Here is a 24,308-nt window from a genome sequence, read left to right as displayed (position 1 = left end):
ACCGGGCCCCACCGAGACCAAGCGCTCCGGGACCGGCCAAGACCAGGAGCTCCAGGACCCGCCGAGGCCGGGAACTCCAGAACCCGCCACCGCCAGGAACACCGGAGCCCACCAACACCAGGAACCCCAGGGCCCGCCAACGCCAGAGCCCGTGGCCCCCCTCGCCCCGGCGCCCCGCGATCGCACGCACCGGACGTCGCAGCGCTCACCCTTCGGGGGACGGCGTTTCGCAGGCTCTCAGCAGCGGGAGGCCGGTACCCCTGCTACTCGACGCCGATCAGCAGTAGTGCGCCCTGTCGGCCGCCCCGGTACACCACCGTGTCGACGGCGAGGTACGACTCACGCACGCGTGCCTCCAGTCGGTCGGCGACCGACTCCGGGGCCTCGTCGCCGAGGACGAGGGTGACCAGCTCGCCGCCGGCCTGGAGCATGCGGTCGAGGACGGTCTCGGCGGTGGCGGTGACGTCGGAGCCGATCACGGCCACGTCGCCGTCGATGAGGCCGAGGACGTCGCCGGCCTGACAGATGCCGGCCATGGTCCAGGACTGGCGCTCGGCGACGGCGACCTCGGCGTAGCGGGTGGCGCCGGCCGCCGAGGTCATCGACACGACGTCCTCGTCGAAGCGGCGCTCGGGCTCGTGCACGGCGAGCGCGGCGATCCCCTGGACCGCGGACCGGGTCGGGATCAGTGCCACCCGGATGCCGTCGGCGCGTGCCTGCTCGGCCGCCGCGGCCGCGGTGTGGCGCAGGTCGGCGTCGTTGGGCAGCAGCACGACCTCGCGCGCGTGGGCCCGCCGTACGGCGTCGACGAGTTCACCGCTCGCGGGCGGCTCTCCGGGACGCGCAAGCACCGTGGTCGCACCGGCCTCGGTGTACAGCCCGGCCAGTCCCTCGCCGGGCACGACGGCCACCACGGCCCGCTGGACGCGCTCCCGGGGCGGCCGCCGGCCGCCGGTGGTGTGCACATCTCCGAGACCGAAGTGGGTGATCCGGATCCGGTACGGCCGCCCGGCCTCGACGCCCGCCTCCACGGCAGCGCCCGCGTCGTCCACGTGCACATGGACGTTCCACAGCCCGTCGCCGCCGACCACGACCAGTGAGTCCCCGAGGGCGTCGAGGCGTGCCCGCAGCCGGTCCACGGCCGTGTCCTCGGCCTCCAGCAGATAGATCACCTCGAAGGCGGGGCCGCCCTCCTCCGGAGGGGGTACGCAGTCCTCGACAGCAAGGGCGGCGCTCCGGGCAGTGGCCGTCTCGACATCGACCTGCACACGCGCGTGCCCTCCGGAAACCGCAACAGCCGCCGGAGCCTCCCCCGTGAACGTCTCCACCAGTGCCGCGAGCACCGCCACCAGCCCCCGCCCGCCGGCGTCGACCACCCCGGCCCGCCCCAGCACGGCCAGCTGCCCCGGGGTCGCGGCCAGCGCGGCGCGCGCTCCCTCGTAGGCCGCCCGTGCCACCGCCCCGCAGTCGCCCTCGGCTCCGGTGGCCGCGTCGGCGGCGGCGGAGGCGACCGACAGGACCGTGCCCTCCACGGGGTGCGCGACGGCCCGGCGGGCGGAGTCGGCCGCATGCCGCAGCGCGAGCCGGAGGCCGGAGCCGTCGGTGTGAGGCGTCTCACCGTCGGCGGCCAGCACCTGCGCCATGCCGCGCAGCAGCTGGGCGAGGATCGTCCCGGAGTTCCCCTGGGCGCCTATCAGCGCCCCGTGCGCCATCGCGCGCGTGGCGTCGGCCAGCGAAGGCTTCCCGGACACGTCGCCGCCCACCTCGTGAGCCGCGAACACGGCCTCCACCGCCCCGACGGCGGACTCCACGGTCAGATACAGGTTGGTGCCCGTGTCCCCGTCGGCCACGGGATACACGTTGATCGCGTCGATCTCCTCGCGCGCGCGCCCCAGCGCCTCCAGCGCGAGGCCGCACCAGGTGCGCACCGCGAGAGCATCGAAGAATGTCTGCGGCACCTGCGCCACCTGCGCCTCCTTAGAGCCTGGACTGGACGCAGCGTAGACCCCGGGGCCGGTGTCCGCCGGAAGAGGGCCGGAGCGGAGCCCTGATCAGCCATGGTAGTTTCGTTGAACTGGCGCAGTCGTTGTATGCTGCTCCGGTTGCCCGATGCAGATCGGGCTCTCCCCCTGGCACCGCCACTCAGATCTCTGATCCTACGATCTCGATCCCGGCATGCCGGGATCTCATCCGTAAGTGCATCTGAAGTCTTTGGAGTGACCCGTGGCTGCCAACTGCGACGTCTGCGGCAAGGGGCCGGGCTTCGGCAACAACATCTCGCACTCGCACCGCCGTACGTCCCGTCGCTGGAACCCGAACATCCAGCGCGTCCGTACCGTGGTCGGCGGGACGCCGAAGCGCGTGAACGCTTGCACCTCGTGCATCAAGGCCGGCAAGGTCTCGCGCTGACGCACAGCTAAGCGCGCGGCCACTGCTGGTTCGCTGCAAAAAGCCGGTCCACCTCGGTGGACCGGCTTTTTGCTGTGCTCAACAGGCACAAAAGGCTGTGCCCGGCCACCGGGTGTGCTGCCAGAATCTTGCGAATGCGCTTCGGCATCCTGGGCCCCCTGGACATACGCACCGACGACGGCACTCCGTTGGACCCCGGCGGACCCCGCCCCCGCGCACTGCTCACCCTGCTGCTCCTCGACGCCGACCGCGCGGTCTCCACGCAGCGCCTCACCGACGGCCTGTACGGGGCGGAGCCGCCCGCCGGGGCCGCGGGCGCCCTCCAGTCGCAGGTCTCCCGTCTGCGCAGGCGTCTGGCCCCGCACACGGACATCGAGGCGGGGCCCGGCGGCTATCGCGTCGTCGCTCCGCCCGACTCGGTCGACGCGCACCGTTTCGAGCGTCTGTCCCGGGAGGGGCGGGCCGCTCTCACCGCCGGTGACCACGCGCGCGCGGCGCCCCTGCTCCGGGAGGCGCTCGCCCTGTGGCGCGGCCCGGCGTTGCCCGACGTGCCGGACGCGCACGCCGAGGCCGCCCGGCTCGACGAGCTCAGGCTGGCCGCCGTACAGGACCGGATCGAGGCAGATCTGGCGCTCGGCGGCGGCCCCGAACTCGTACCGGAGCTGCGGACGCTGCTGTCCGCGCACCCGCTGAGCGAGCGGCTGTACGGGCAGCTGATGCGGGCACTGCACGCGGGCGGGCGGCCCGCCGAGGCCCTGACGGTGTACGAGGACGCCCGGCGCACGCTCGCGGACGAGCTGGGCACCGATCCGTCGCCCGAACTGTCCGCGCTGCACCTGGAGCTGCTCCAGGGCGGCGGACCCGAGCGGCACCGCCTCCCGGTCCAGCTGACCCGCTTTGTCGGCCGCGAGAGCGAACTCACCCGGATCGCGGGCCTCTTGGCCGACGCCCGCCTGGTCACGCTCACGGGCCCGGGCGGCGCGGGCAAGACACGGCTGGCGATCGAGGCGGCGGACCGGCAGTCGGATGTCTGTTTCGTCGAGCTGGCCCCGGTGACCGACGGCAAGCAGATCCCGTACGCCGTCCTCACAGCGCTCGGCGTGCGGGAAGGTTTCCGTACGGCCGCGACCGACAGCACGGACCGGCTGCTGGCCGCCCTGGAGGACCGCAAACTGCTCCTCGTGCTCGACAACTGCGAGCACCTGGTCGAGGAGGCCGCCCGGATCGCCGCGCTGTTGCTCGGCTCGTGTCCCGGCGTGAGGGTCCTGGCCACGAGCCGTGAGTCCCTGGGGATCACCGGCGAGGTGCTGGTCCCCGTGCCGCCACTGCCACAGGAACCTGCGGTGCGGCTCTTCGTCGACCGGGCCCGGGCCGTGCGCCCCGGGTTCGAGGCCCACGCGCGCGTGCCCGGCATCTGCGCCGCCCTCGACGGGCTCCCCCTCGCCATCGAACTGGCGGCGGCCCGGCTGCGCACCCTGACCCCGGACGAGCTCGCCGACCGCCTGGACGACCGCTTCCGTCTCCTCTCCCGCGGCGACCGCTCCAAGGCGCCCCGGCACCGCACGCTGCGCGCCGTCGTGGAGTGGAGCTGGGACCTGCTGGACGAGGAGGAGCGGGAGCTGGCGCGGCGGCTGACGGTGTTCTCCGGGGGCGCGACGCTGGAGGCCGTGGAGGCGGTGTGCGGGCTGTCGTACCCGGAGGACGTGCTGGCCTCGCTGGTCGAGAAGTCGTTCCTGGAGGTGTCCGAGGGGCGCTACCGGATGCTGGAGACGATCCGGGCGTTCGCCGCCGAGGACGCCGAGGACGCAAGAGACGCGGAGGACCGCGGGGACGCCCACGCCGGCTACTTCCTGCGGCTGGCCGAGGAGGCCGATCCACACCTGCGCGGCGGCGGGCAGCTGCCCTGGCTGGCCCGGCTGGCCGCCGAGCACGTCAACCTGGACGCGGCGCTGAGTCACCTCGTGCGCCGCGACACCGACAGCGCCCTGCGCCTCATGGGACCCCTCTCCTGGTTCTGGCGGCTGCGCGGAGTGCACGGCGAACGGGTGGCGACGGCACGGGAGTTGCTGGCCGCCGTCGGAGACGCACCGCGGCCCGGGCTGGAGGAGGAGTACGTACTGTGCGCGATCAACGCGCTCTCCGGCGCCGGCGGCGAACCCGAGCTCATCGCGCGCGTGGACGCCGTCCTGCACGCGTACCAGGGGCCGCTCAGGCTGCCGTACGTCCTGGTGCTGTGGGCGGTCGCGGCCGGTCCACGGCCCGCCGACGAGGCGCATGCCCTCACCCTGGCCGGTGACTCCCCCTGGGCGCGCGCCCTGCTCGACGTGGGCCTCGGCTTCCGGACGCAGTACGCGGGCCGGCCCCTGGAGGCGGAGGAGTGCTTCGACCGGGCGCTTGCGGGATTCCGGGCCACCGGTGACCGCTGGGGCATGGCCAACTGCCTCGACCCGCTCGGCATGCTCGCCCACACGCGCGGTGAGTCCGAACGCGCCCTGGAGCTGCTCGACGAGGGACTGGCGCACGTGCGGGAACTGGCCGCACCGGAGGAGACCGCCGATCTGCTGCGCACCCGCGCCACCGTGCTGCTGCACCGGGGCGACACGGCGGCCGCCGTGGCCCACTTCGAACAGGCGCTGACGCTGGCGCGTGGCGCCGGGCTCCCCGACAAGGTGGCGGCCGCCCGGCGCGGCCTCGGCGACGCGGCCCGGCTGTCCGGGGACACGGCACACGCGCGCGTGCACTACGAGAACGCCCTCCAGGATTGTGCCGCCAACTGGTTCAGCGTCGGCGAGACCGTCCGGAGCCTCATCGGGCTCGGCCGCACGGCCGCCGCCGAGGGGCACACCGAGGAGGCCCGCGACTGGTTCCGGCAGGCCGCCGAGCTGGCCGTGGAGGGATGGGGCGATCTGGAACTCGCCGACGCGGCGGAGGCGTTGGCCTCCACCGCCGACTCCGCCGAGCGGGCCACGGTGCTGCTGGGCGCGGCGGCGGGCCTGCGGGGCGGCCGCGTCGAGGGCGACCCGGACGTCGTACGCATCGAGGCGGACGTACGGGCGAAACTGTCACCCGAGGCCTATGACCAGGCCTTCGAGCAGGGCCTACGGCTGCGGTCAGCGGCGGTCAGCGAACGGTAGGAGGACGGTCAGCGCCCCCGCCGAAGCTCATCCCATGACAAAGAACACGACGAAGAACACGACGAAGAACCTGGCTCACCTCAGCGTCCTGATCTCCGGCGCCAGCGTCGCCGGACCCGCCCTCGCGCTCAACCTCTCGCGGCTCGGCGCCCGCGTCACCGTCGTCGAGAAGGCGGCCGAACTGCGCGGCGGCGGCTTCGCGGTCGACTTCCGCGGCCATGTCCACCGTACGGTCCTCACCTCCATGGGCATCTGGGACGAGATCCACGCCCGTCAGACCCACATGGGCCGCCAGACCGTCGTCGACGCCGACGGCAGCCCGCGCGTGGACCTGCCGGCCGAGCTGATGAGCGGCGACGTGGAGATCTTCCGCGGCGACCTCGCGCAGATCATGTACGAACGCACCAAGGACGACGTCGAGTACGTCTTCGGAGACTCCATCGCCTCCCTCACCGAGGACGCCGACGGCGTCGACGTCACCTTCGACAAAAGCGCTCCCCGCCGCTTCGACCTGGTCGTCGGCGCCGACGGGCTGCACTCGAACACCCGTCGGCTCGTCTTCGGCGACGAGTCCCGCTACCTGCGCTTCTTCGACCACTACGTGGCCGGCTTCGATGTCCCCAACCACCTGGGCCTGGACCGTACCGGCCGCGTCTACAGCGAGCCCGGCCGCGCGTTCGTCATCGGCAACTACGACGGCGATCCGGACCGCGCGGGCGCGGTGCTGGTCTTCCGGTCCGAGGAGCTGTCGTACGACCGCAGGGACGACTCGGCGGTGAAGGAGATCCTCCGGGAACGTTTCGCCGGGATGGGCTGGGAGGCGCCGTCCGTCCTCAAGGCCCTCGAAGAGGCCGACGACCTGTACTTCGACGCGATCGCCCAGATCCATGTCGACCGCCTCACCAAGGGGCGGGTGGTGCTGCTCGGGGACGCCGGCTACGGGGCGACCATGGGCGGGATGGGGACCGGCGTGGCGATCGTCGGTGCGTACGTCCTCGCCGGTGAACTCGCCCTCGCGGGCGGCGACTTCCGCACTGCCTTCGCCGAGTACGAGACGCGGATCAGCGACTTCGCCAAGGGCTGCCAGAAGATCTCCGGGAACGCGGGCCCGTTCTTCGCCCCGGCGACCGAGCGGCGGATCCGCAGCCGGGACCGTATGTACCGGGTCCTCAGCTCCCGCCCCCTGGCCCGCTTCTTCAAGCGGCTGACCGAGAAGGCGGCCACGAACATCACGCTGAGGGAGTACCCGGCCCTGCTTGAGGCCTGAGGGCCCAGGCATGGTCCACGGGTCCGATCCCGCCGCCGAGCGCGAACCCGGCCGCGATCGCCCCGGTGACGTACTCCTTGGCCGCCGCCACCGCCTCCGGCACGGACTGCCCCTTCGCGAGCTGCGACGCGATCGCCGACGCGAGGGTGCAGCCCGTGCCGTGCGTGTGCCGGTTGTCGTGCCGCCGGGCGCGCAGCCAGTGCTCCTCGGTGCCGTCGGTGAGCAAGTCGACCGCGTCGCCCGGGAGATGACCGCCCTTGATCAGCACCCATTCCGGCCCGTACGACAGCACGGCCGCGGCGGCCTCGCGCAGATCCGACTCCGACTCGACCCGCACACCCGTGAGTTGGGCCACCTCGTCGAGGTTCGGGGTCGCCAGGGTCGCCGCCGGCAGCAGTTTCGTCCGTACGGAGTCCAGGGCGGAGGCCGCCAGCAGCGAGTCCCCGTGCTTCGAGATGCCGACCGGGTCGACGACCGCGGGAGCATCCGTCCCGGCGATCAACTCGGCGACGGCCTCGACGAGTTCCACCGAGGCCAGCATCCCGGTCTTGACCGCCTGTACGCCGATGTCGTCGACGACGCTCCGGTACTGGGCCCGCACCGCCTCCACCGGAAGCTCCCAAGCGCCCTGCACACCGAGCGAGTTCTGGGCGGTGACGGCCGTGACGACACTCATGCCGTGCACCCCGAGCGCAAGCATCGTCTTCAAGTCGGCCTGGATTCCGGCCCCTCCGCCGGAGTCGGAGCCCGCCACCGTCAGCACCCTGGGCGGGGCACTCATGACTCGATGTCCCCGAAGTGGTCCCAGCCGCCCGAGCTGGTCCACGGCGCCCCGTCCACCGTCACCTGCGGCAGCGCCGAGGGGTTGAGCACCTCGCCGATCACCTTCCAACGGGCCGGCAGCTTCACGTCCGGCGGAAAGGTCGCCACGATCGCGTGGTCCTCTCCCCCGGTCAGCACCCACTGCATGGGGTCGACACCGACGGCCTGCCCGATGTCGTTCATCTGGGACGGGATGTCGATCGCGCCGGAACGGATGTCGATACGGACCTTGCTGGCCTCGGCGATATGCCCGAGGTCGGCGATGAGTCCGTCGCTGACGTCGCACATCGCGGTCGCGCCGAGTCCCGCGGCGGCCGGGCCCGCGTGATACGGCGGCTCGGGGCGCCGGTGCGCCTCCACGAACGCGCGCGGCGAGCGGAAGCCCCGGGAGAGCACCGCGTAACCGGCGGCGGACCAGCCCAGCCAGCCGGTCACCGCGACCAGGTCGCCGGGCTGGGCGCCGCCCCGGGTGATCGGCTCCTGATTGCGCAGATCGCCGAGCGCGGTGATCGACACCATGATCGTGTCGCCTCGTACGACATCGCCGCCGACCACGGACGCACCCGCGACCTGGCACTCGTCACGGATGCCGTCCATCAGCTCGCTCGGCCAGGTCACCGGGAGTTCGGCGGGCACGACCAGGCCGAGCAGCAGTGCGGTCGGTACGGCACCCATGGCAGCGATGTCCGCGAGGTTCTGCGCAGCTGCCTTACGGCCTACGTCGTAGGCGGTGGACCAGTCGCGGCGGAAGTGCCGTCCCTCAAGGAGGATGTCGGTGCTGGCCACGACCCGTCGGTCGGGCGCGGCCACCACCGCGGCGTCGTCGCCGGGGCCGACCCGGACCGCCGGGGTGGTGGTGAGACGGGAGGTGAGCTCCCTGATGAGCCCGAACTCCCCGAGCTCACCAACAGTGCCCTTCATTGCCCTTGCTCCCCTTCTGTCCCTTGCCGTGCCCGGTCGCGCGTCTTCAGTGTCCTCGATACGGTCAGGGTGACCGTCAACCTCTGTCGTGCCTGCACCCCGGCGCGCAAGCCCCGGCCTCCGCAGGTCTCCCCGCGGCGAGCGGCGACGCGATACCGTGGCGTTCCTTTTCCCCACATGATCCTCGTGGCCGCCCTGGAGGTTCCGTGGTACAGGCGTACATCCTGATCCAGACGGAGGTCGGCAAAGCGTCGACCGTCGCCGAGACGATCAGCAAGATTCCTGGAGTCATCCAGGCCGAGGACGTGACAGGACCTTATGACGTGATCGTGCGGGCCCAGGCCGACACCGTGGACGACCTCGGCCGCATGGTGGTCGCGAAGGTCCAGCAAGTGGACGGCATCACCCGCACCCTGACCTGCCCGGTCGTCCATCTGTAGCCCCCGTCTACCCTTGGCCGGTGAACTTCTTCCGTCGCCGGCGCCCTGTCCTTGCCGGGCCGCCCGTGCTCGCCCTGCTGATCACCGTCGCGGGCTGCTCATCAGCAGACGACGCCGCCCGGGCTGCGGTTCCCGGTCCGGGCACGAAGGTCACCGAGCTGTGCCGGAAACTGGACAAGGCACTGCCGTCCAAGGTCGACGGTCAGGATCGCCGGGATCCCACGCCCGCGTCCGCGCTGACCGCGGGCTGGGGGAACCCGGCGATCATACTGCGCTGCGGTGTTCCGCGGCCCGCGGAGATGAGTGATCCGGAGGCCGACGGGGTCGGGGTGAACGGTGTGGGGTGGCTGTTGCAGAAGCAGAAGGACGGGTCCTTCCGCTTCACCTCTACGTTGCGGAAGGGGTATGTCGAGGTGACGATCCCTGCGAAGCGGACCGGGGATGGCATGGCGCCGTTGGTTGATCTGGCGCCTGCCATCAAGAAGGCGGTTCCGGTGGGTATTGCCGACTAGTCGCCGTGGGCGGATGGGTTGTGCGTCGGCTGCGGGCCTGTGGGGGCTGATCGCGCAGTTCCCCACGCCCCTTCTAGGCCTAGCGCAGTCCCGTTGGCCTGCGAAGCGCTGCCTGGATGAGCTTGTCCACCAAATCCGGGTAGGTGATGCCGCTCGCCTGCCACATCTGTGGGTACATCGAGATCGGGGTCATGCCGGGCATGGTGTTGATCTCGTTGATGACGAACTCGCCTTCCACGGTGAGGAAGAAGTCCGCGCGGACCAGGCCCTCGCAGGACGCGGCCTCGAAGGCGTCCACCGCGAGGCGCTGGACCTCGGCGGTCTCCTCGGGGGTCAGCGGGGCCGGGACGATTCCCGGGGTCGAGTCGATGTACTTGGCCTCGAAGTCGTAGTACGCGTGCGTGTCCGGCGGCGGGATCTCCGAGGGCACGCTCGCCCGCGGGCCGTCCTCGAACTCCAGCACCCCGCACTCGATCTCGCGGCCGCGCAGCGCCGCCTCCACGAGGATCTTCGGGTCGTGCCGCTGGGCCTCGGCGATCGCGTCGCCGAGCCCGGCGATGTCGTCGACCTTGGTGATGCCGATCGACGAACCCGCGCGCGCGGGCTTCACGAAGAGCGGCCAGCCGTGCTCGCCGGCGAAGTCGACGATCTTCTTGCGGGCGGCGGGCTCATCCTGCTCCCACTCCCGCGGCCGGATCACCACGTACGGGCCGACCTTGAGCCCGAAGGAGGTGAACACCCGCTTCATGTACTCCTTGTCCTGGCCGACGGCCGAGGCGAGCACACCCGAACCGACGTACGGGACGCCGGAGAGCTCCAGGAGGCCCTGCAGGGTGCCGTCTTCGCCGTACGGGCCGTGCAGGACGGGGAAGACGACGTCGACCTCGCCGAGCGCCTTGGGCACTGATCCCGGCTCGCTGACGACGACTTCGCGGTTGCCGGGGTCGAGGGGGAGCACCACACCGCCCTCGCCCGACTCGGCCACGTCCTCGACCTCGGGCGTACGGCGGTCGGTGATCGCCATGCGTTCGGGCTCGTCGACGGTGAGGGCCCAGCGGCCTTCCCGCGTGATGCCGATCGGCAGGACGTCGTACTTGGTCCGGTCGATGGCTCGCAGGACGGCGCCGGCGGTGACCACGGAGATCCCGTGTTCGGAGCTGCGCCCGCCGAACACGACGGCCACGCGCGGCTTGCGAGGCGGCTGCTCAGGGCTCTGGGGGAGGTTCTCGGTGCTCATATCGCGTTGAGAGTACCCGGTGGTAGTGCCCTGACACAGCGTGCGCCCCTGCGGCGAACGAGCCAAAAAACGATGTCGTCGCTCAGCGTCGTTCCGGCTTCGCGCTGCGCGACATCAGCTCCTTCACCGCGACCACGGGGGACTTGCCCTCGTGCACGATGGCGACGACCGTCTCCGTGATCGGCATGTCGACGCCGTGCCTGCGCGCCAGATCCAGCACGGACTCACAGGACTTGACACCCTCGGCGGTCTGCTTGGTGACCGCGATGGTCTCCTGCAGGGTCATGCCCTTGCCGAGGTTGGTGCCGAAGGTGTGGTTGCGGGAGAGGGGCGATGAGCAGGTCGCCACCAGGTCGCCGAGGCCCGCGAGTCCGGAGAAGGTCAGCGGGTCGGCGCCCAGCGCCATGCCGAGCCGGGTGGTCTCGGCGAGGCCGCGCGTGATGAGCGAGCCCTTGGCGTTGTCGCCGAGCCCCATGCCGTCCGCGATGCCGACGGCGAGGCCGATCACGTTCTTGACGGCACCGCCCAGCTCGCAGCCGACCACGTCCGTGTTCGTATACGGCCGGAAGTACGGCGTGTGGCAGGCGGCCTGGAGCCGCTGGGCGACCGCCTCGTCGGTGCAGGCGACCACGGCGGCGGCCGGCATCCGGGCGGCGATCTCACGCGCGAGGTTGGGCCCGGTGACGACGGCGATCCGGTCGGCACCCACCTTGGCGACGTCCTCGATCACCTCGCTCATCCGCATGGCGGAGCCGAGTTCGACGCCCTTCATCAGCGATACGAGGATCGTGTCGGGCGCGAGCAGCGGAACCCATTCGGCGAGGTTGGCGCGCAGGGTCTGGGAAGGCACCGACAGTACGGTGAAGTCGGCGCCGGCGGCGGCCTCGGCGGGGTCGGTGGTGGCCCGCAGGTTCGCCGGGAGTTCGACGCCGGGGAGGTAGTCGGGGTTCGTACGGCCGGAGTTGATGGCCTCGGCGACCTCCGCGCGCCGTGCCCACAGGGTGACGTCGCACCCCGCGTCCGCCAGCACCATCCCGAACGCCGTACCCCACGAACCGGCGCTGAACACCGCCGCCTTGACGGGCTTGCTCACGTGCCCTGCTCCTCTTCCTGCTCGGCCTTCTCCTGAACCTGCCGCTGCTCATGGGTCCTGCGGCGCTGCTCGATCCGCTCGCGGCGCGGGTCGTACGGCGTCGCGGGCGCCTTCTCGCCGCGGATCTCCTCCAGCTGGCGGGTGATGGCGGCCATGATGACCTCGGTCGCCTCCTTCAGGAGGTCCGGGGTCAGCTCCTTGTCGTAGAAGCGCGAGAGATCGACGGGCGGGCCCGCGAGCACGTGGTGGGTCTTGCGCGGGCGGAGGTTGGGCTTCTTGGCGTACGGCGGCAGCAGTTCGTTGGCGCCCCACTGAGCGACGGGAATCACCGGGCACTTGGTGGTCAGGGCGACGCGCGCGGCGCCGGTCTTGGCGGTCATGGGCCACTGTCCGGGATCCCGGGTGATGGTGCCCTCGGGATAGAACGCAACGCACTCGCCGCGCTCCACGGCTTCGATCGCGGCCCGGAATGCGCTGAGCGCGTCCGTGGTCTCGCGGTAGACCGGGATCTGTCCGGTGCCGCGCATCGCGGCGCCGACGAATCCCTTCTTGAAAAGGCCGCTCTTCGCCAGGAATCGCGGAACCCGTCCGGTGTTGTACTGATAGTGCGCATACGCGAAGGGGTCCGCATGGGAATTGTGGTTCACCGCGGTGATAAATCCGCCGTCGGCCGGAATGTGCTCCATTCCGCGCCAGTCCCGCTTGATCAGAACCACCAGTGGCGGTTTGCAGAGGACCGCTGCGAAGCGGTACCAGAAGCCGATTCTGCGGCGGGGCACGCGGACACCTTCCTCTTGGGCCTTGGGGGGCCGCACAAGTGTCGCCCCAGGCCGCCGGTCTGTCGAGAACACGGTACGCCCCGACGACGCAACCGCCAGATGGCCCAGGTGACGGCTGAGTGACAATGGCCGCGACAAGAGAGGGACGGAACACCGGTGCAGTGGACCTTGGTCATACCCCTGAAACCCCTGTCGCGGGCCAAGAGCAGGCTCTCGGACACCGCGGCCGACGAGCTGCGCCCGGGCCTCGCCCTGGCCTTCGCCCAGGACACCGTGGCGGCGGCGCTGGCCTGCCCGGCGGTCAGGGATGTGGCGGTCGTCACGGACGACGCCCTGGCCGGCCGCGAGCTGGCCGCACTGGGCGCCCGTATCGTCCCCGACGAGCCGCAGGGCGGCCTCAACGCGGCCCTCGCGCACGGCGCGGCCGCCGTACGCACCGCACGCCCCGAAAGTCCCGTAGCGGCCCTGAACGCCGACCTTCCGGCGCTACGCCCCCTGGAATTGCTCCGGGTCCTGGACGCGGCCGCGAAATTCCCCCGCGCTTTCCTCGCCGACGCAGCCGCAATCGGCACAACCCTGCTGGCCGCAACACCACACTACGAATTGCACCCGTCATTCGGCACCGATTCCCGCGCCCGCCACCGCGCATCCGGAGCCGTGGAACTCCCCCTCACGGCCGTGGATTCCGTACGCCAGGACGTGGACACGGGCGCAGACCTGCGCGCGGCACTGGCGCTAGGGGTGGGCCCGCATACGGCGGCCGCATCAGCGGGACTACTGACCCCAGGGTCCTGAGGCGCCCCATAAGGGGCGCGGGGAACTGCGCGACCAGCCACAACGGGCCCGCAGCCGGCGAACGACCCACAGCCCAATGACGAGTCCCCGAAAGCACTACCCTGACCGCCATGCAAGCCACCGCATACACCTACGACGCAGACACAAGAACCGGCAGCGTGCTGCTGGACGACGGCACCCCGGTGCCTTTCGACGCCCCGGCGTTCGACGCAGGCGGCCTGCGACTGCTGCGCCCCGGCCAACGGGTCCGCATCGAGACGGAGGGCACCGAGGACAGCCTCCGGATCACCCTCGTAACACTCCAGACCCTCTGACCCCCCTGAAGAAAACATGCCGCGGGCCGGACTCCGACACGGAGTCCGGCCCGGCGCGTGAGTGCCCCTGTGCCCTTACCTCTTACCTCTTGCGGGCCGTGGCCTTCTTGGCGGTGGTGGTGCGAGCCGTCGACTTCTTGGCCGGGGCCTTCTTGGCGGTCGCCTTCTTCGCCGGGGCCTTCTTGGCAGTCGCCTTCTTGGCGGTGGTCTTCTTCGCCGCGGTCTTCTTCGCGGCGGCCGCCGTGGTCTTCTTGGCGGTCGTCTTCTTCGCCGTGGTCTTCTTGGCCGCGGCCGTCCGCTTCGTCGGTGCCGCCTTCTTCGCCGTGACCTTCTTCGCGGCCGCCTTGGTGGTCTTCTTCGCCGCGGCCTTCTTGACCGTCGCGGCAGCGCCGCCGGTCAGGCTGCCCTTGGGCGCCTTCTTGACCGCGACCTCGCCGCCACGCGGGAGCTTCTTCGAGCCGCTCACCAGGTCCTTGAAGCCCTGGCCCGCGCGGAAGCGCGGCACGGAGGTCTTCTTGACCCGAACCCGCTCGCCCGTCTGCGGGTTGCGGGCGTAGCGGGCCGGACGGTCGACCTTCTCGAACGAGCCGAAGCCGGTGACCGAGACCCGGTCCCCGGCGACGGTCGCGCGGACGATGGCGTCCAGGACCGCGTCGACAGCCTCGGCGGCCTGCTGGCGGCCGCCCAGCTTGTCGGCAATCGCTTCTACGAGCTGCGCCTTGTTCACGTCTTCCCCTTCGGAGACATTGCCAGAACGAATGTGTTCAAGCTTTTTCGCACGTTAGGCAGATATATACCGCAAATCAAACACGAAACGGGCTAATCACCCGTGCGCCGCAACGAACTCGGCTGTCTCGAACGCGTTCAGCGGTCCTCTTCGGGGAATCGACCCTCGTCGAGGTCCACGGTGAACGCCTCCAGACGCCTTGCCGCGTCGGCGAGATCGTGCTTGGCCGCGGCCGTAATGACCAGCAGCTTCCGGGTCAGCGCCATCCGTACGCCCTCCGGGACTTGCAGTGCGCGCACTCTTGCGTGCGCTTCCTTCAGTTGGTCCGCGACTGCCGCATAGAGCTCGAGTTGGCCGTCGTGTTCCATGCACAGATTGTGCCATCTGGGGCGAGTTGTCGCCTGCGGGGGTCGCAACTGATGCCTCAAACGGCCTTCCGGGCTCCGGCGGAAGTCACGCCTACAAGGCTCGGCTACCCCCTCAACAACCGTCGTAACGTGGGAAGTTGGGAGGAAGAGCGAGAGCGCCCAAGGCCGTTCGGGTCCAGACACAGCTGTACCCCCGATCGGGCTGATCGGGGGTACGGCGGGGGTGTTTTGGTGGCCGAAACCAGTCGCGTTCCGGCTCGCCTTCTGCGACCTGGGTCAGACCTTGAGCGTCCGCGGCTTGTACGACGGGCGCTTGGCCTCGTACGCGGAGATGTCGGCCTCGTTCTGGAGGGTGATGGAGATGTCGTCCAGCCCGTTCAGCAGCCGCCAGCGGGAGTTCTCGTCCAGCTCGAAGGAGGCGGTGATGCCCTCGGCGCGCACCTCGCGGGCCTGAAGGTCGACGGTGATCTCGGCCTGCGGGTCCTGCTCGGTCAGTTCCTGCAGCGCGTCCACGATCTTCTGCTCCAGAACGACCGTGAGCAGGCCGTTCTTCAGCGAGTTGCCGCGGAAGATATCGGCGAAGCGGGACGAGATCACGGTTTTGAAGCCGTAGTTCTGCAGCGCCCACACCGCGTGCTCACGGGAGGAGCCGGTGCCGAAGTCGGGGCCGGCGACCAGGACCGTGGCGCCCTGCCGCTCGGGCCGGTTGAGGATGAAGTTCTCGTCCTTGCGCCAGGCCTCGAACAGCCCGTCCTCAAAACCGTCCCGCGTGACCTTCTTGAGCCAGTGAGCAGGGATGATCTGGTCGGTGTCGACGTTGGAGCGGCGCAGCGGGACGGCCCGGCCGGTGTGCGTGGTGAATGCTTCCATGACTCTCAGACTCCAGCGGGCGTACGGGTCTCGGCGTCGGACAGGTCGGCCGGGGAGGCCAGGTGGCCCAGGACCGCCGTCGCGGCGGCGACCTGCGGCGACACCAGGTGCGTACGACCGCCCTTGCCCTGCCGGCCCTCGAAGTTGCGGTTGGAGGTGGACGCGGAGCGCTCACCCGGGGCCAGCTGGTCCGGGTTCATGCCCAGACACATCGAGCAGCCCGCGTGCCGCCATTCGGCGCCGGCCTCCTTGAAGACGACGTCCAGGCCCTCGGAGACGGCCTGCAGACCCACCCGCGCGGAGCCGGGGACGACCAGCATCCGTACGCCGTCGGCGACTTTGCGGCCCTCGACGATGGCGGCGGCGGCCCGCAGGTCCTCGATGCGGCCGTTGGTGCACGAGCCTACGAAGACGGTGTCCACCTTGATGGAGCGCAGCGACTGCCCGGCCTCCAACCCCATGTATTCCAGGGCCTTTTCGGCGGCGAGGCGCTCCGAAGCGTCTTCGTACGAAGCAGGGTCGGGGACGTCCGCCGAAAGCGGCGCGCCCTGGCCGGGGTTGGTGCCCCAGGTGACGAACGGCGACAGCGACGCGGCGTCGATGACGACCTCGGCGTCGAACTCGGCGTCCTCGTCCGACTTCAGCGTCTTCCAGTACGCGACGGCGGCGTCCCAGTCCTCGCCCTCGGGCGCGTGGGCGCGGCCCTTGATGTACTCGAAGGTGGTCTCGTCGGGGGCGATCATGCCCGCGCGGGCACCGGCCTCGATCGACATGTTGCAGATGGTCATCCGGGCCTCCATCGAGAGCTTCTCGATGGCGGAGCCGCGGTACTCCAGGATGTAGCCCTGGCCGCCGCCCGTACCGATCTTGGCGATGATCGCCAGGATCAGGTCCTTGGCCGTGACGCCCTCGGGCAGTTCGCCGTCGACCGTGATCGCCATGGTCTTGGGGCGGGCCAGCGGCAGCGTCTGGGTGGCCAGCACGTGCTCGACCTGCGAGGTGCCGATGCCGAACGCCAGCGCGCCGAAGGCGCCGTGCGTGGAGGTGTGGGAGTCACCGCAGACGACCGTCGTACCGGGCTGGGTCAGGCCCAGCTGCGGGCCGACGACGTGGACGACACCCTGCTCGACGTCACCGAGCGAGTGCAGGCGCACACCGAACTCGGCGGCGTTCTTCCGCAGCGTCTCCAGCTGGACCCGGGAGACGGGGTCCGCGATGGGCTTGTCGATGTCGAGCGTCGGGGTGTTGTGGTCCTCGGTCGCGATGGTGAGGTCGAGACGGCGCACCGGGCGACCGCTCTTGCGCAGGCCGTCGAAGGCCTGCGGGCTGGTCACCTCGTGCAGGAGGTGGAGATCGATGAAGAGGAGGTCGGGCTCGCCCTCGGCGCGCCGGACGACATGGTCGTCCCAGACCTTCTCCGCGAGTGTCCTACCCATCGCTTTCCCTCCGGCCGGCAAAGGTGCGCCGGCCCAACTAGAGATCTTGAGGAAGCAGCGCCCGCGCCCCTGTACCCGGGCACCCGCCGCCAGGCCCGTTGGTCTTCGGGCCGCTGTGCCTACAAGGGTTGCGCGTCTCACGAAAAAAGGAACTTGCGTTTCACAGAGTGAGACGTGAGTATCGTTTCATGGACAACAGTAGCGGCGTCGGCGTTCTGGACAAGGCAGCCCTTGTCCTGAGCGCCCTGGAGTCCGGTCCGGCCACCCTCGCGGGTCTGGTCGCGGCGACCGGGCTGGCACGACCCACGGCCCACCGACTGGCCGTGGCTCTGGAACACCACCGAATGGTGGCACGAGACATGCAGGGCCGTTTCATTCTCGGCCCCCGCCTTGCCGAGTTGGCAGCGGCCGCCGGCGAGGACCGCCTGCTCGCGACCGCCGGCCCGGTGCTCACGCATCTGCGGGACATCACGGGCGAGAGCGCCCAGCTCTACCGCCGCCAGGGCGACATGCGCATCTGCGTCGCCGCGGCGGAGCGCCTGTCCGGCCTGCGGGACACGGTCCCGGTCGGCTCGACGCTCACCATGAAGGCGGGCTCCTCGGCGCAGATCCTGATGGCCTGGGAGGAGCCCGAGCGGCTGCACCGGGGCCTGCAGGGCGCCCGCTTCACGGCCACCGCGCTCTCGGGCGTACGGCGCCGCGGCTGGGCCCAGTCCATCGGCGAGCGGGAGCCGGGCGTCGCGTCCGTCTCCGCGCCCGTACGCGGCCCGTCCAACCGCGTGGTGGCCGCCGTGTCCGTCTCCGGCCCCATCGAGCGCCTGACGCGCCACCCGGGCCGTATGCACGCCCAGGCGGTCATCGACGCCGCCGCCCGCCTCTCCGAGGCACTGCGCCGCACGGGCTGACCTCAGGGAAGCCTCCGGGACAGCACCGGGGAGGGCCCGCCTCAACGCCGCGGCAGGCCCTCCCCGGTCCCCCGAACCCCCCTGGTCACCCGGCCTTCTCGGCCGTCTTCCGCTCGGCGCCGGCCGCCGACCGGTACGCGAACCGGTCCTTGGCGTACCGCCCCCGCCGCTCCAGCGGCACCTGCCCGTGCGCGTCGGCCAGCCCGAACGCGGGCATGTCGAAGTAGATCGACTCGTACGACCCCTCGGGCACCACATACGCCTCGTGCCACAGCCCGACATGCCCGCGCACCTTGCCCGCCCGCTCCTTGCGGTTGAGGATCCCCCACGCCTTGTGGTGGAACATCTCCGGCGAGTGCGCGTAGGCGTACAGCTGCTCCTTCGACTCCCAGTACTGGACGACGTAGTACGTCCGCGGTGAGGCCGTCAGCAGCACATGCCCCAGCAGCCCCCGGTCACGGTCCCGCGCAAGCTCCCCAAGCATGCGGAACATCGACAGCATGACCGGCAGCCACTGGTGCACCGCCCAGAAGTGGTTGACCCGCATCCCGATGAGCAGGACCACCACATCCCCCTCGGCATTCGCGGTCGTACGACCCGACACCGGCTTCGCGAACACGGCAGCCCCCTGCTCCCTCATCGGATAGCGGCACTATCCTTCTGCTTGGTGCTTGGATAGTGGCACTTCCCAAGAAGGGGCGCAAGAGATGCGGCTGGCCGAGCTCAGCGAGCGCAGTGGGGTGTCCACCGCGACGATCAAGTACTACCTGCGCGAAGGCCTGTTGCCGCCGGGCCGCCAGATCAACGCGACGACGGCCGAGTACGACGAGGAGCATCTGCGCCGGCTGAAGCTGGTCCGCGCGATGATCCAGGTCGGCCGGGTGCCGGTGGCGACGGTCAGGGAGGTGCTGGGGCATGTCGACGACGACTCCCTGCCCCGTGCGATCCGTCTCGGCGCCGCGATGTGGGCATTGCCGCAGGTGCCGGAGCCGGACACGGACGACGAATACATCCAGGCCGCACACCAGGAGGTCGCCGCGCTCCTCGACCGGCTCGGCTGGGAGAACGCCAAGCGGCTCGCGACCATCTCCCCCTCGTACCGCTCGCTGGTGGTGTCCGTGGCCGCGTTCCGCCGGCTCGGCTACACCTGGGGAGCCGAACTGCTCGCGCCGTACGCCGAGTTGGCGTACCGGACAGCCGTCCTCGACCTGGACAACATGGAGGCACACCTCTCGGAGGAGGAGCGGATCGAGTTCGCGATCCTGGGGGCGATCATCAACGAGCCGATCCTGCAGACACTGCACCGGCTGGCCCAGGAGGAGGAGACGACTCGGCGGTACGGCTTCGGGTAGCACACGCCGGGTACGACGAAGGCCCTCCGCCGAAGCGAAGGGCCTTCCTGAGGTACCCCCGACCGGATTCGAACCGGCGCTACCGCCTTGAGAGGGCGGCGTGCTAGGCCGCTACACAACGGGGGCGAGGATCTAACGTTTCCGCAGATCCGAGCTGGTCTACCTGGACTCGAACCAAGACTAACTGAACCAGAATCAGTCGTGCTGCCAATTACACCATAGACCAATGTGGTTTAGACCAGTTTGTACCCCCGACCGGATTCGAACCGGCGCTACCGCCTTGAGAGGGCGGCGTGCTAGGCCGCTACACAACGGGGGCCCTAGCGATCCCGAGTTGATCGAGATCCGTACCCCCGACCGGATTCGAACCGGCGCTACTGCCTTGAGAGGGCAGCGTGCTAGGCCGCTACACAACGGGGGCGGATGCAGATGAGCTCTGCGAGCTGGCCTACCTGGACTCGAACCAAGACTAACTGAACCAGAATCAGTCGTGCTGCCAATTACACCATAGGCCACTGGAACACAAGCCCCTGCGGGGATTTTGTTCTAGTTTGCTCCTCCGGTTCCCGGCCTTTCGGCCCGCTCCCCGGCGGCGCAGGAAGAACATTACCTGAAGGTGGACGGGGCTCCAAAACGGGTATCCGCGCCAAGGATCGCGGGGAGTTCGGCCAGGGAGGCGATCCGGCGAGGGCCCGTGGGTGCGGCACCGCTGGTGTGCGCGCCGTCGCGGTCGATCCACACCGACAGCAGTCCGGCGTCGGCGGCGCCTCGCCCGTCGATCTCCGGGTGGTCGCCGACGTACGCGACCTGGTGCGGGGCGAGTTCCAGGGCCTCGCAGGCGGCCAGGAAGGCGCCCGCCTCGGGCTTGGAGACGCCGAGCTCGGCGGCGCACAGGATGATCTCGAAGCGGTGGTGGACGCCGAGCGTGCGCAGCTTGCGGTCCTGGACGGTGAGGCTGGAGTTGGACAGCACCGCGTGTCGGTGGCTGGCAGCGAGGGCGTCCAGGGCCGGCAGGACGTCCGGGAAGAGGGCCCAGGCGGCCTCGTAGTGCCTCATGTACCGCTGGAACCAGGCGTCGGCCTCGGCGTCGGTCAGCCGCTCGTCCAGGAACACCCGTATGCGTTCGCGGCGCTGGTCCTCGAAGGACAACTCCCCCGCCGAGAACCTCGCCCACTGTTGCTCGGTGATCGCCCGCCAGTGCGCGAGGGCCTGCTCGACGGTGGTGTACCCGTCGAGCAGGCCCTCGGCGGCGAGATGGCCGCGCATGCCCACGCGGTCCGCGGTCGTGTAGTCGAAGAGGGTGTCGTCGACGTCCCAGACGACGGCTCTGATCGCCATGCCCCGACGGTACCTCCCGATCGGCTGGGGGTTCGGGGGTTAGCCCCCGATGGACACTGCGCGGGAGCCCGTGATGCGTCTCTCAGTTGACGGTGGTCGTGCCGGTCAGGGTCAGGTACGGGCCCTGGGGCCGTCGCGGGGCCCCGCGGTGAGGGTCCAGGTGTAGTTGCCGTTGACCCGGGTGCCGTCCTGTCGGTAGCCGTCCCAGGAGGCGCGGACGGCGGCGGCCGTGGAGGTGCCGGTGAGGGTGCGGACGACCGTGCCGGTGCCGGTGGCCAGGGTCAGGGTCCAGGTCGACGGCTTGCTGAGCTGCCAGACCGGCTTCCAGGGGTTGGAGGTGACCGGGCCGCTCGGCACAGGGTCGGTCTGCGCCTCCGTCTGGGCCAGGGGCGAGGTCGGGACATCGGCGGTCACGAGCGCCACCTTGCCCTTGTCCGTGAGGTGGCGGGCGCGATCATGGTCGTCGTGGTGCTGGAGATCTTCGACGAGAGCGCCTACCTGATCGACGAGAACGACGCCGTCTGAACGAACACCGAAGGGGCGGCACCCGGTTGTCCGGGTGCCGCCCCTCACGCGTGCCTCGGTGTTACGCCGCCAGCTTCGCCAGTGCCGCGTCGATGCGGGCCAGCGTCTTCTCCTTGCCCAGGACCTCAAGGGACTCGAAGAGCGGCAGGCCGACCGTACGGCCGGTGACGGCCACGCGGACCGGGGCCTGGGCCTTGCCGAGCTTGAGGCCATGGGCCTCGCCGGCGGCCAGGACGGCCTCCTTGAGGGACTCGGCGGAGGTCCAGTCGGCCGACTCCAGCTTTTCGCGGGCCGTACGCAGCAGGGCGTCCGAGCCCTCCTTCATCGCCTTCGTCCAGCTCGCCTCGTCGAAGACCGGCTCGGACAGGAAGAGGAAGTCGACGTTGTCCGTGATCTCCGACAGGACCTTCAGACGGGTCTGGGCGTGCGCGGCGATCGCGTTCCACTTCGACTCGTCGAAGTCCTCCGGCGCCCAGGGGGCGAACGGGGCCTGCAGCCACGGCGCGCAGCGCTCCGTGAAGTCCTTCACGTCCAGCAGACGGATGTGATCGGCGTTGATCGCCTCGCACTTCTTGAGGTCGAAGCGGGCCGGGTTGGGCTGGACGTCCGCGATGTCGAAGGCCGCGATCATCTCGTCGATCGAGAAGATGTCCTGGTCCGCGGAGAGCGACCAGCCCAGCAGGGACAGGTAGTTGAGCAGGCCCTCGGGGAGGAAGCCGCGCTCGCGGTAGAGGTTGAGCGACGACTGCGGGTCGCGCTTCGACAGCTTCTTGTTGCCCTCGCCCATGACGTACGGCAGATGGCCGAACTGCGGGATCTGCTTGGCGATGCCGAGCTCGATCAGCGCCTTGTAGAGGGCGACCTGGCGCGGGGTGGAGGAGAGCAGGTCCTCGCCGCGCAGGATGTGGGTGATCTCCATCAGGGCGTCGTCGACGGGGTTCACGAGCGTGTACAGGGGCGCCCCGTTGGCTCGTACGATCCCGTAGTCCGGCACGTTCTCCGGCGTGAAGGTCAGCTCTCCGCGGACCAGGTCCGTGAAGGTGATCGTCTCGTCGGGCATGCGGAAGCGGACGATCGGGGTACGGCCCTGGGCCTTGTACTCCTCGACCTGCGCGTCCGTGAGGTCGCGGCAGTGGCCGTCGTAGCCGGAGGGCTTGCCGGCGGCGCGGGCGGCCTCGCGGCGGGTGTCCAGCTCCTCCTGGGAGCAGTAGCAGTGGTACGCGTGGCCGGCGTCGAGGAGCTTGGCGGCGACGTCCTTGTAGAGGTCCATGCGCTGCGACTGGCGGTAGGGCGCGTGCGGGCCGCCGACCTCGGGGCCCTCGTCCCAGTCGAAGCCCAGCCAGCGCATCGCGTCGAGCAGCTGGTTGTAGGACTCCTCGGAGTCGCGGGCAGCGTCGGTGTCCTCGATGCGGAAGACCAGGGTGCCCTGGTGGTGCCGAGCGAACGCCCAGTTGAACAGGGCGGTGCGGACCAGGCCCACATGGGGGTTACCGGTGGGCGACGGACAGAAACGGACGCGAACTGGGGAGCCGGGTGCGCTAGCCACGCTTGACAACCTTGTTGGTGAGAGTGCCGATGCCTTCGATGGTGACGGCGACCTCGTCGCCGACGGTGAGCGGCCCGACGCCTGCCGGGGTGCCCGTGAGGATCACGTCGCCGGGGAGCAGCGTCATGGCCTCGGAGATGTTGACGATCAGGTCCTCGATGGAGTGGATCATCTGGCTCGTCCGGCCGAGCTGGCGCTGCCCGCCGTTGACGGTGAGCTGGATGGTGAGATCCGACGCCGTCTTGAGGTCGAGGTCCGTCTCCACCCAGGGGCCGAGCGGGCAGGAGGTGTCGAAGCCCTTGGCCCGCGCCCACTGCTTCTCGCGCTTCTGCACGTCACGGGCGGTGATGTCGTTCGCGCAGGTGTAGCCGAGGATCACGTCCGCCACTCGCTCGCGCGGGACCTCGCGGCACATACGGCCGATGACGACGGCCAGTTCGGCCTCGTGGTGCAGATCCTCGGAGAAGGACGGGTACTGGATCTCGTCGCCGGGGCCGATCACCGAGGTGGACGGCTTGAAGAAGGCGAACGGGGCGTCGGGCACCTCGTTGCCGAGTTCGCGCGCGTGCTCGGCGTAGTTGCGGCCGAAGGCCACGACCTTGTTGGGGAGCACCGGGGGCAGCAGCCGCACCTTGCTCAGCGGGACCTTCGTACCGGAGAGCTCGAAGTCCGCGAACGGGATGCCCTTGATGATGTCGAGGACGAGCTCGTCCGGCTTGTCGCCCTCGACCGCGCCGAAGGCGACGTTCCCGTCGATGGAGAACCTGGCGATGCGCACGGGATCCTGCGCCCCTCACTTGAGCCGACTGGAGTCTGACGCTCCAGGCTAACGCGGCAACGGGGCTGCGCTTCTCGCATTTGGGGCGTGCGCGGCCGTACTGAGTGATCTACGACCGGTGTGCGTACTACTACGCGACGGAGGCCGTGGCGGGGACCTCCACCAGGATGGTGCGGCGCGGGTTGGCCGTCTGGGCCGGGAGGTCGACGGAGTGCTCCGGCTGCTGCGGCGTCTGCAGTGCGTCGGCGTCCTCGAGGTGCGCCAGCGTCGTGCGCCGCGGGTTGGCTATGTTGCGGAACATCATCGTCGTCTTCACTGTTGTACGTGACCTTGTCGTCTATGGGCGCCCGGCCGGGCGCGAGGGCCCCTTACGCGGGCACGGTTGTCAAAGTGTTACGTCTTGTAAAGCGTCAGGCTAAACATGCAATTCCCTTCCCAAGACGTGAAGACCTCATGATCAGCGTGTGAGTTTGCTCACGGCCCCGCAGGCAAAACGGTCAATTCAGGCCTGCAACTCACCCCCACGAAACGGACATTGTCCACCTGAAGCCATCATTCCGCTCCTGATCATGGCGACTGGGACACCCTTGACAGTCGGGCGACTCGCTCGCATAAGTCCGTTATGGACGAGATCACTTTCTACGTCCGGTAACCCCGCACTCACGTGCAGTCACGTGCGTCACGGCATAGTGCTCGGCCCTTGTTGGAGATCCTGCACTGTGCTGGAATTCCACGGACCG

25 protein-coding genes and 5 tRNA genes are annotated in these 24,308 nt (G+C 70.1%); 9 read left to right on the top strand and 21 right to left on the bottom strand.

Annotated features, from left to right (window positions below; genetic code table 11):
- Positions 1-263: 263 nt before the first annotated feature.
- Entirely contained in the window at positions 264-1,967 is a 1,704-nt protein-coding gene (locus P2Q00_RS31015; RefSeq protein ID WP_275776591.1) for a DAK2 domain-containing protein, read from the bottom strand.
- A 256-nt stretch (positions 1,968-2,223) separates the two neighbouring features.
- Here P2Q00_RS31015 and rpmB point away from each other — a divergent pair, with 256 nt between their 5' ends.
- The 3 genes from rpmB (at position 2,224) to P2Q00_RS31000 (ending at position 6,810) form a co-directional block, all read left to right on the top strand.
- Positions 2,224-2,409 (top strand): 50S ribosomal protein L28, encoded by a 186-nt coding sequence (gene rpmB / locus P2Q00_RS31010; protein ID WP_003993230.1) that lies wholly within the window; start codon positions 2,224-2,226, stop codon positions 2,407-2,409.
- A gap of 134 nt (positions 2,410-2,543) precedes the next feature.
- Positions 2,544-5,543: an ATP-binding protein gene (locus tag P2Q00_RS31005; protein ID WP_275776590.1), complete on the top strand. Its 3,000-nt coding sequence runs from the start codon at positions 2,544-2,546 to the stop codon at positions 5,541-5,543.
- A 34-nt stretch (positions 5,544-5,577) separates the two neighbouring features.
- Positions 5,578-6,810 carry an FAD-dependent monooxygenase gene (locus tag P2Q00_RS31000; RefSeq protein ID WP_275776588.1) on the top strand — a complete coding sequence of 411 codons (1,233 nt, stop codon included), beginning with the start codon at positions 5,578-5,580 and terminating at the stop codon, positions 6,808-6,810.
- On the opposite strand, the gene thiD is transcribed toward P2Q00_RS31000, so the two are convergent.
- Positions 6,773-7,591 (bottom strand): bifunctional hydroxymethylpyrimidine kinase/phosphomethylpyrimidine kinase, encoded by an 819-nt coding sequence (thiD, locus tag P2Q00_RS30995; protein WP_275776586.1) that lies wholly within the window; start codon positions 7,589-7,591, stop codon positions 6,773-6,775. The two genes, P2Q00_RS31000 and thiD, sit on opposite strands and share 38 nt — an antisense overlap.
- Entirely contained in the window at positions 7,588-8,553 is a 966-nt protein-coding gene (locus tag P2Q00_RS30990) for a thiamine-phosphate kinase (protein WP_275776584.1), read from the bottom strand. Before P2Q00_RS30990 ends, thiD begins: the two co-directional genes overlap by 4 nt.
- Before the next feature lie 206 nt (positions 8,554-8,759).
- Between P2Q00_RS30990 and P2Q00_RS30985 the strand changes: the two genes are divergently transcribed.
- Entirely contained in the window at positions 8,760-8,993 is a 234-nt protein-coding gene (locus tag P2Q00_RS30985; protein ID WP_003997603.1) for an Lrp/AsnC family transcriptional regulator, read from the top strand.
- Between the two features lie 20 nt (positions 8,994-9,013).
- Positions 9,014-9,505 carry a DUF3515 domain-containing protein gene (locus tag P2Q00_RS30980; protein ID WP_275776581.1) on the top strand — a complete coding sequence of 164 codons (492 nt, stop codon included), beginning with the start codon at positions 9,014-9,016 and terminating at the stop codon, positions 9,503-9,505.
- Between the two features lie 79 nt (positions 9,506-9,584).
- On the opposite strand, the gene P2Q00_RS30975 is transcribed toward P2Q00_RS30980, so the two are convergent.
- From P2Q00_RS30975 to P2Q00_RS30965, 3 genes are all read right to left on the bottom strand, one after another.
- Complete coding sequence (locus tag P2Q00_RS30975; protein WP_275776580.1) at positions 9,585-10,742, bottom strand: D-alanine--D-alanine ligase family protein; 1,158 nt, start codon at positions 10,740-10,742, stop codon at positions 9,585-9,587.
- An 82-nt stretch (positions 10,743-10,824) separates the two neighbouring features.
- Positions 10,825-11,835, bottom strand: coding sequence for an NAD(P)H-dependent glycerol-3-phosphate dehydrogenase (locus P2Q00_RS30970; RefSeq protein WP_275776579.1), 1,011 nt, complete (start codon positions 11,833-11,835; stop codon positions 10,825-10,827).
- Positions 11,832-12,614, bottom strand: a complete 783-nt coding sequence (locus P2Q00_RS30965) for a lysophospholipid acyltransferase family protein (RefSeq protein ID WP_275776577.1) — start codon at positions 12,612-12,614, stop codon at positions 11,832-11,834. The genes P2Q00_RS30970 and P2Q00_RS30965 overlap by 4 nt, the downstream gene beginning before the upstream one ends.
- A gap of 156 nt (positions 12,615-12,770) precedes the next feature.
- Here P2Q00_RS30965 and cofC point away from each other — a divergent pair, with 156 nt between their 5' ends.
- Both cofC and P2Q00_RS30955 read left to right on the top strand, forming a co-directional pair.
- Complete coding sequence (gene cofC, locus P2Q00_RS30960; protein ID WP_275776576.1) at positions 12,771-13,409, top strand: 2-phospho-L-lactate guanylyltransferase; 639 nt, start codon at positions 12,771-12,773, stop codon at positions 13,407-13,409.
- Between the two features lie 110 nt (positions 13,410-13,519).
- Positions 13,520-13,723 (top strand): hypothetical protein, encoded by a 204-nt coding sequence (locus P2Q00_RS30955; protein ID WP_275776575.1) that lies wholly within the window; start codon positions 13,520-13,522, stop codon positions 13,721-13,723.
- 82 nt (positions 13,724-13,805) lie between these two features.
- Here P2Q00_RS30955 and P2Q00_RS30950 read toward each other — a convergent pair whose 3' ends face one another.
- The 4 genes from P2Q00_RS30950 to leuC form a co-directional block, all read right to left on the bottom strand.
- Positions 13,806-14,450, bottom strand: a complete 645-nt coding sequence (locus P2Q00_RS30950; RefSeq protein WP_275776573.1) for an HU family DNA-binding protein — start codon at positions 14,448-14,450, stop codon at positions 13,806-13,808.
- 137 nt (positions 14,451-14,587) lie between these two features.
- On the bottom strand, positions 14,588-14,818 hold the full coding sequence (locus tag P2Q00_RS30945) for an SCO5555 family protein (protein ID WP_275776571.1): 231 nt from the start codon (positions 14,816-14,818) through the stop codon (positions 14,588-14,590).
- 276 nt (positions 14,819-15,094) lie between these two features.
- A complete protein-coding gene (leuD, locus tag P2Q00_RS30940; RefSeq protein ID WP_275776570.1) occupies positions 15,095-15,688 on the bottom strand; it encodes a 3-isopropylmalate dehydratase small subunit in 594 nt (197 codons plus the stop codon).
- Between the two features lie 5 nt (positions 15,689-15,693).
- Entirely contained in the window at positions 15,694-17,124 is a 1,431-nt protein-coding gene (gene leuC / locus P2Q00_RS30935) for a 3-isopropylmalate dehydratase large subunit (protein WP_275776569.1), read from the bottom strand.
- Between the two features lie 188 nt (positions 17,125-17,312).
- Here leuC and ndgR point away from each other — a divergent pair, with 188 nt between their 5' ends.
- The gene (gene ndgR / locus P2Q00_RS30930; RefSeq protein WP_007384919.1) at positions 17,313-18,029 is read left to right on the top strand and encodes an IclR family transcriptional regulator NdgR; all 717 of its coding nucleotides are present in this window, start codon (positions 17,313-17,315) and stop codon (positions 18,027-18,029) included.
- Positions 18,030-18,114: 85 nt separating this feature from the next.
- On the opposite strand, the gene P2Q00_RS30925 is transcribed toward ndgR, so the two are convergent.
- Positions 18,115-18,669, bottom strand: a complete 555-nt coding sequence (locus tag P2Q00_RS30925; RefSeq protein WP_275776567.1) for a DUF4188 domain-containing protein — start codon at positions 18,667-18,669, stop codon at positions 18,115-18,117.
- Between the two features lie 67 nt (positions 18,670-18,736).
- On the opposite strand from P2Q00_RS30925, the gene P2Q00_RS30920 reads away from it, so the two are divergent.
- A complete protein-coding gene (locus P2Q00_RS30920) occupies positions 18,737-19,381 on the top strand; it encodes a MerR family transcriptional regulator (protein ID WP_275776566.1) in 645 nt (214 codons plus the stop codon).
- Positions 19,382-19,434: 53 nt separating this feature from the next.
- Here P2Q00_RS30920 and P2Q00_RS30915 read toward each other — a convergent pair.
- From P2Q00_RS30915 to P2Q00_RS30870, 10 genes are all read right to left on the bottom strand, one after another.
- Positions 19,435-19,507, bottom strand: a tRNA-Glu gene (locus P2Q00_RS30915).
- A 28-nt stretch (positions 19,508-19,535) separates the two neighbouring features.
- A tRNA-Gln gene (locus P2Q00_RS30910) sits at positions 19,536-19,607 on the bottom strand.
- A gap of 20 nt (positions 19,608-19,627) precedes the next feature.
- Positions 19,628-19,700: transfer RNA gene (locus P2Q00_RS30905), tRNA-Glu, on the bottom strand.
- A 29-nt stretch (positions 19,701-19,729) separates the two neighbouring features.
- Positions 19,730-19,802, bottom strand: a tRNA-Glu gene (locus P2Q00_RS30900).
- 22 nt (positions 19,803-19,824) lie between these two features.
- Positions 19,825-19,896 (bottom strand) — tRNA-Gln (locus P2Q00_RS30895).
- A 91-nt stretch (positions 19,897-19,987) separates the two neighbouring features.
- On the bottom strand, positions 19,988-20,719 hold the full coding sequence (locus tag P2Q00_RS30890) for an HAD family hydrolase (RefSeq protein ID WP_275776565.1): 732 nt from the start codon (positions 20,717-20,719) through the stop codon (positions 19,988-19,990).
- Positions 20,720-20,830: 111 nt separating this feature from the next.
- Positions 20,831-21,133 carry a FlgD immunoglobulin-like domain containing protein gene (locus P2Q00_RS30885; RefSeq protein WP_275776563.1) on the bottom strand — a complete coding sequence of 101 codons (303 nt, stop codon included), beginning with the start codon at positions 21,131-21,133 and terminating at the stop codon, positions 20,831-20,833.
- 172 nt (positions 21,134-21,305) lie between these two features.
- Positions 21,306-22,790: a glutamate--tRNA ligase gene (gltX, locus tag P2Q00_RS30880; protein WP_275776561.1), complete on the bottom strand. Its 1,485-nt coding sequence runs from the start codon at positions 22,788-22,790 to the stop codon at positions 21,306-21,308.
- Positions 22,783-23,568 carry a fumarylacetoacetate hydrolase family protein gene (locus P2Q00_RS30875; protein ID WP_275776560.1) on the bottom strand — a complete coding sequence of 262 codons (786 nt, stop codon included), beginning with the start codon at positions 23,566-23,568 and terminating at the stop codon, positions 22,783-22,785. Before P2Q00_RS30875 ends, gltX begins: the two co-directional genes overlap by 8 nt.
- Before the next feature lie 130 nt (positions 23,569-23,698).
- Entirely contained in the window at positions 23,699-23,884 is a 186-nt protein-coding gene (locus tag P2Q00_RS30870; RefSeq protein ID WP_275776559.1) for a hypothetical protein, read from the bottom strand.
- Between the last annotated feature and the right edge of the window lie 424 nt (positions 23,885-24,308).

Origin of the sequence: Streptomyces coacervatus (assembly GCF_029223485.1) — a bacterium.
GTDB classification, from domain to species: domain Bacteria; phylum Actinomycetota; class Actinomycetes; order Streptomycetales; family Streptomycetaceae; genus Streptomyces; species Streptomyces coacervatus.
This window is presented reverse-complemented; position numbering and strand designations above follow the sequence as displayed.

Bases quoted from the DNA above. Each gene is read 5' to 3' on its own strand.
- P2Q00_RS30955 (WP_275776575.1), top strand. From the start codon at position 13,520: ATGCAAGCCACCGCATACACCTACGACGCAGACACAAGAACCGGCAGC.
- leuD (WP_275776570.1), bottom strand. From the start codon at position 15,688: ATGGAAGCATTCACCACGCACACCGGCCGGGCCGTCCCGCTGCGCCGC.
- P2Q00_RS30945 (WP_275776571.1), bottom strand. From the start codon at position 14,818: ATGGAACACGACGGCCAACTCGAGCTCTATGCGGCAGTCGCGGACCAA.
- P2Q00_RS30920 (WP_275776566.1), top strand. From the start codon at position 18,737: ATGCGGCTGGCCGAGCTCAGCGAGCGCAGTGGGGTGTCCACCGCGACG.
- thiD (WP_275776586.1), bottom strand. From the start codon at position 7,591: ATGAGTGCCCCGCCCAGGGTGCTGACGGTGGCGGGCTCCGACTCCGGC.
- P2Q00_RS31005 (WP_275776590.1), top strand. From the start codon at position 2,544: ATGCGCTTCGGCATCCTGGGCCCCCTGGACATACGCACCGACGACGGC.
- leuC (WP_275776569.1), bottom strand. From the start codon at position 17,124: ATGGGTAGGACACTCGCGGAGAAGGTCTGGGACGACCATGTCGTCCGG.
- P2Q00_RS31000 (WP_275776588.1), top strand. From the start codon at position 5,578: ATGACAAAGAACACGACGAAGAACACGACGAAGAACCTGGCTCACCTC.
- P2Q00_RS30925 (WP_275776567.1), bottom strand. From the start codon at position 18,669: ATGAGGGAGCAGGGGGCTGCCGTGTTCGCGAAGCCGGTGTCGGGTCGT.
- ndgR (WP_007384919.1), top strand. From the start codon at position 17,313: ATGGACAACAGTAGCGGCGTCGGCGTTCTGGACAAGGCAGCCCTTGTC.
- P2Q00_RS30990 (WP_275776584.1), bottom strand. From the start codon at position 8,553: ATGAAGGGCACTGTTGGTGAGCTCGGGGAGTTCGGGCTCATCAGGGAG.
- P2Q00_RS30975 (WP_275776580.1), bottom strand. From the start codon at position 10,742: ATGAGCACCGAGAACCTCCCCCAGAGCCCTGAGCAGCCGCCTCGCAAG.
- P2Q00_RS30890 (WP_275776565.1), bottom strand. From the start codon at position 20,719: ATGGCGATCAGAGCCGTCGTCTGGGACGTCGACGACACCCTCTTCGAC.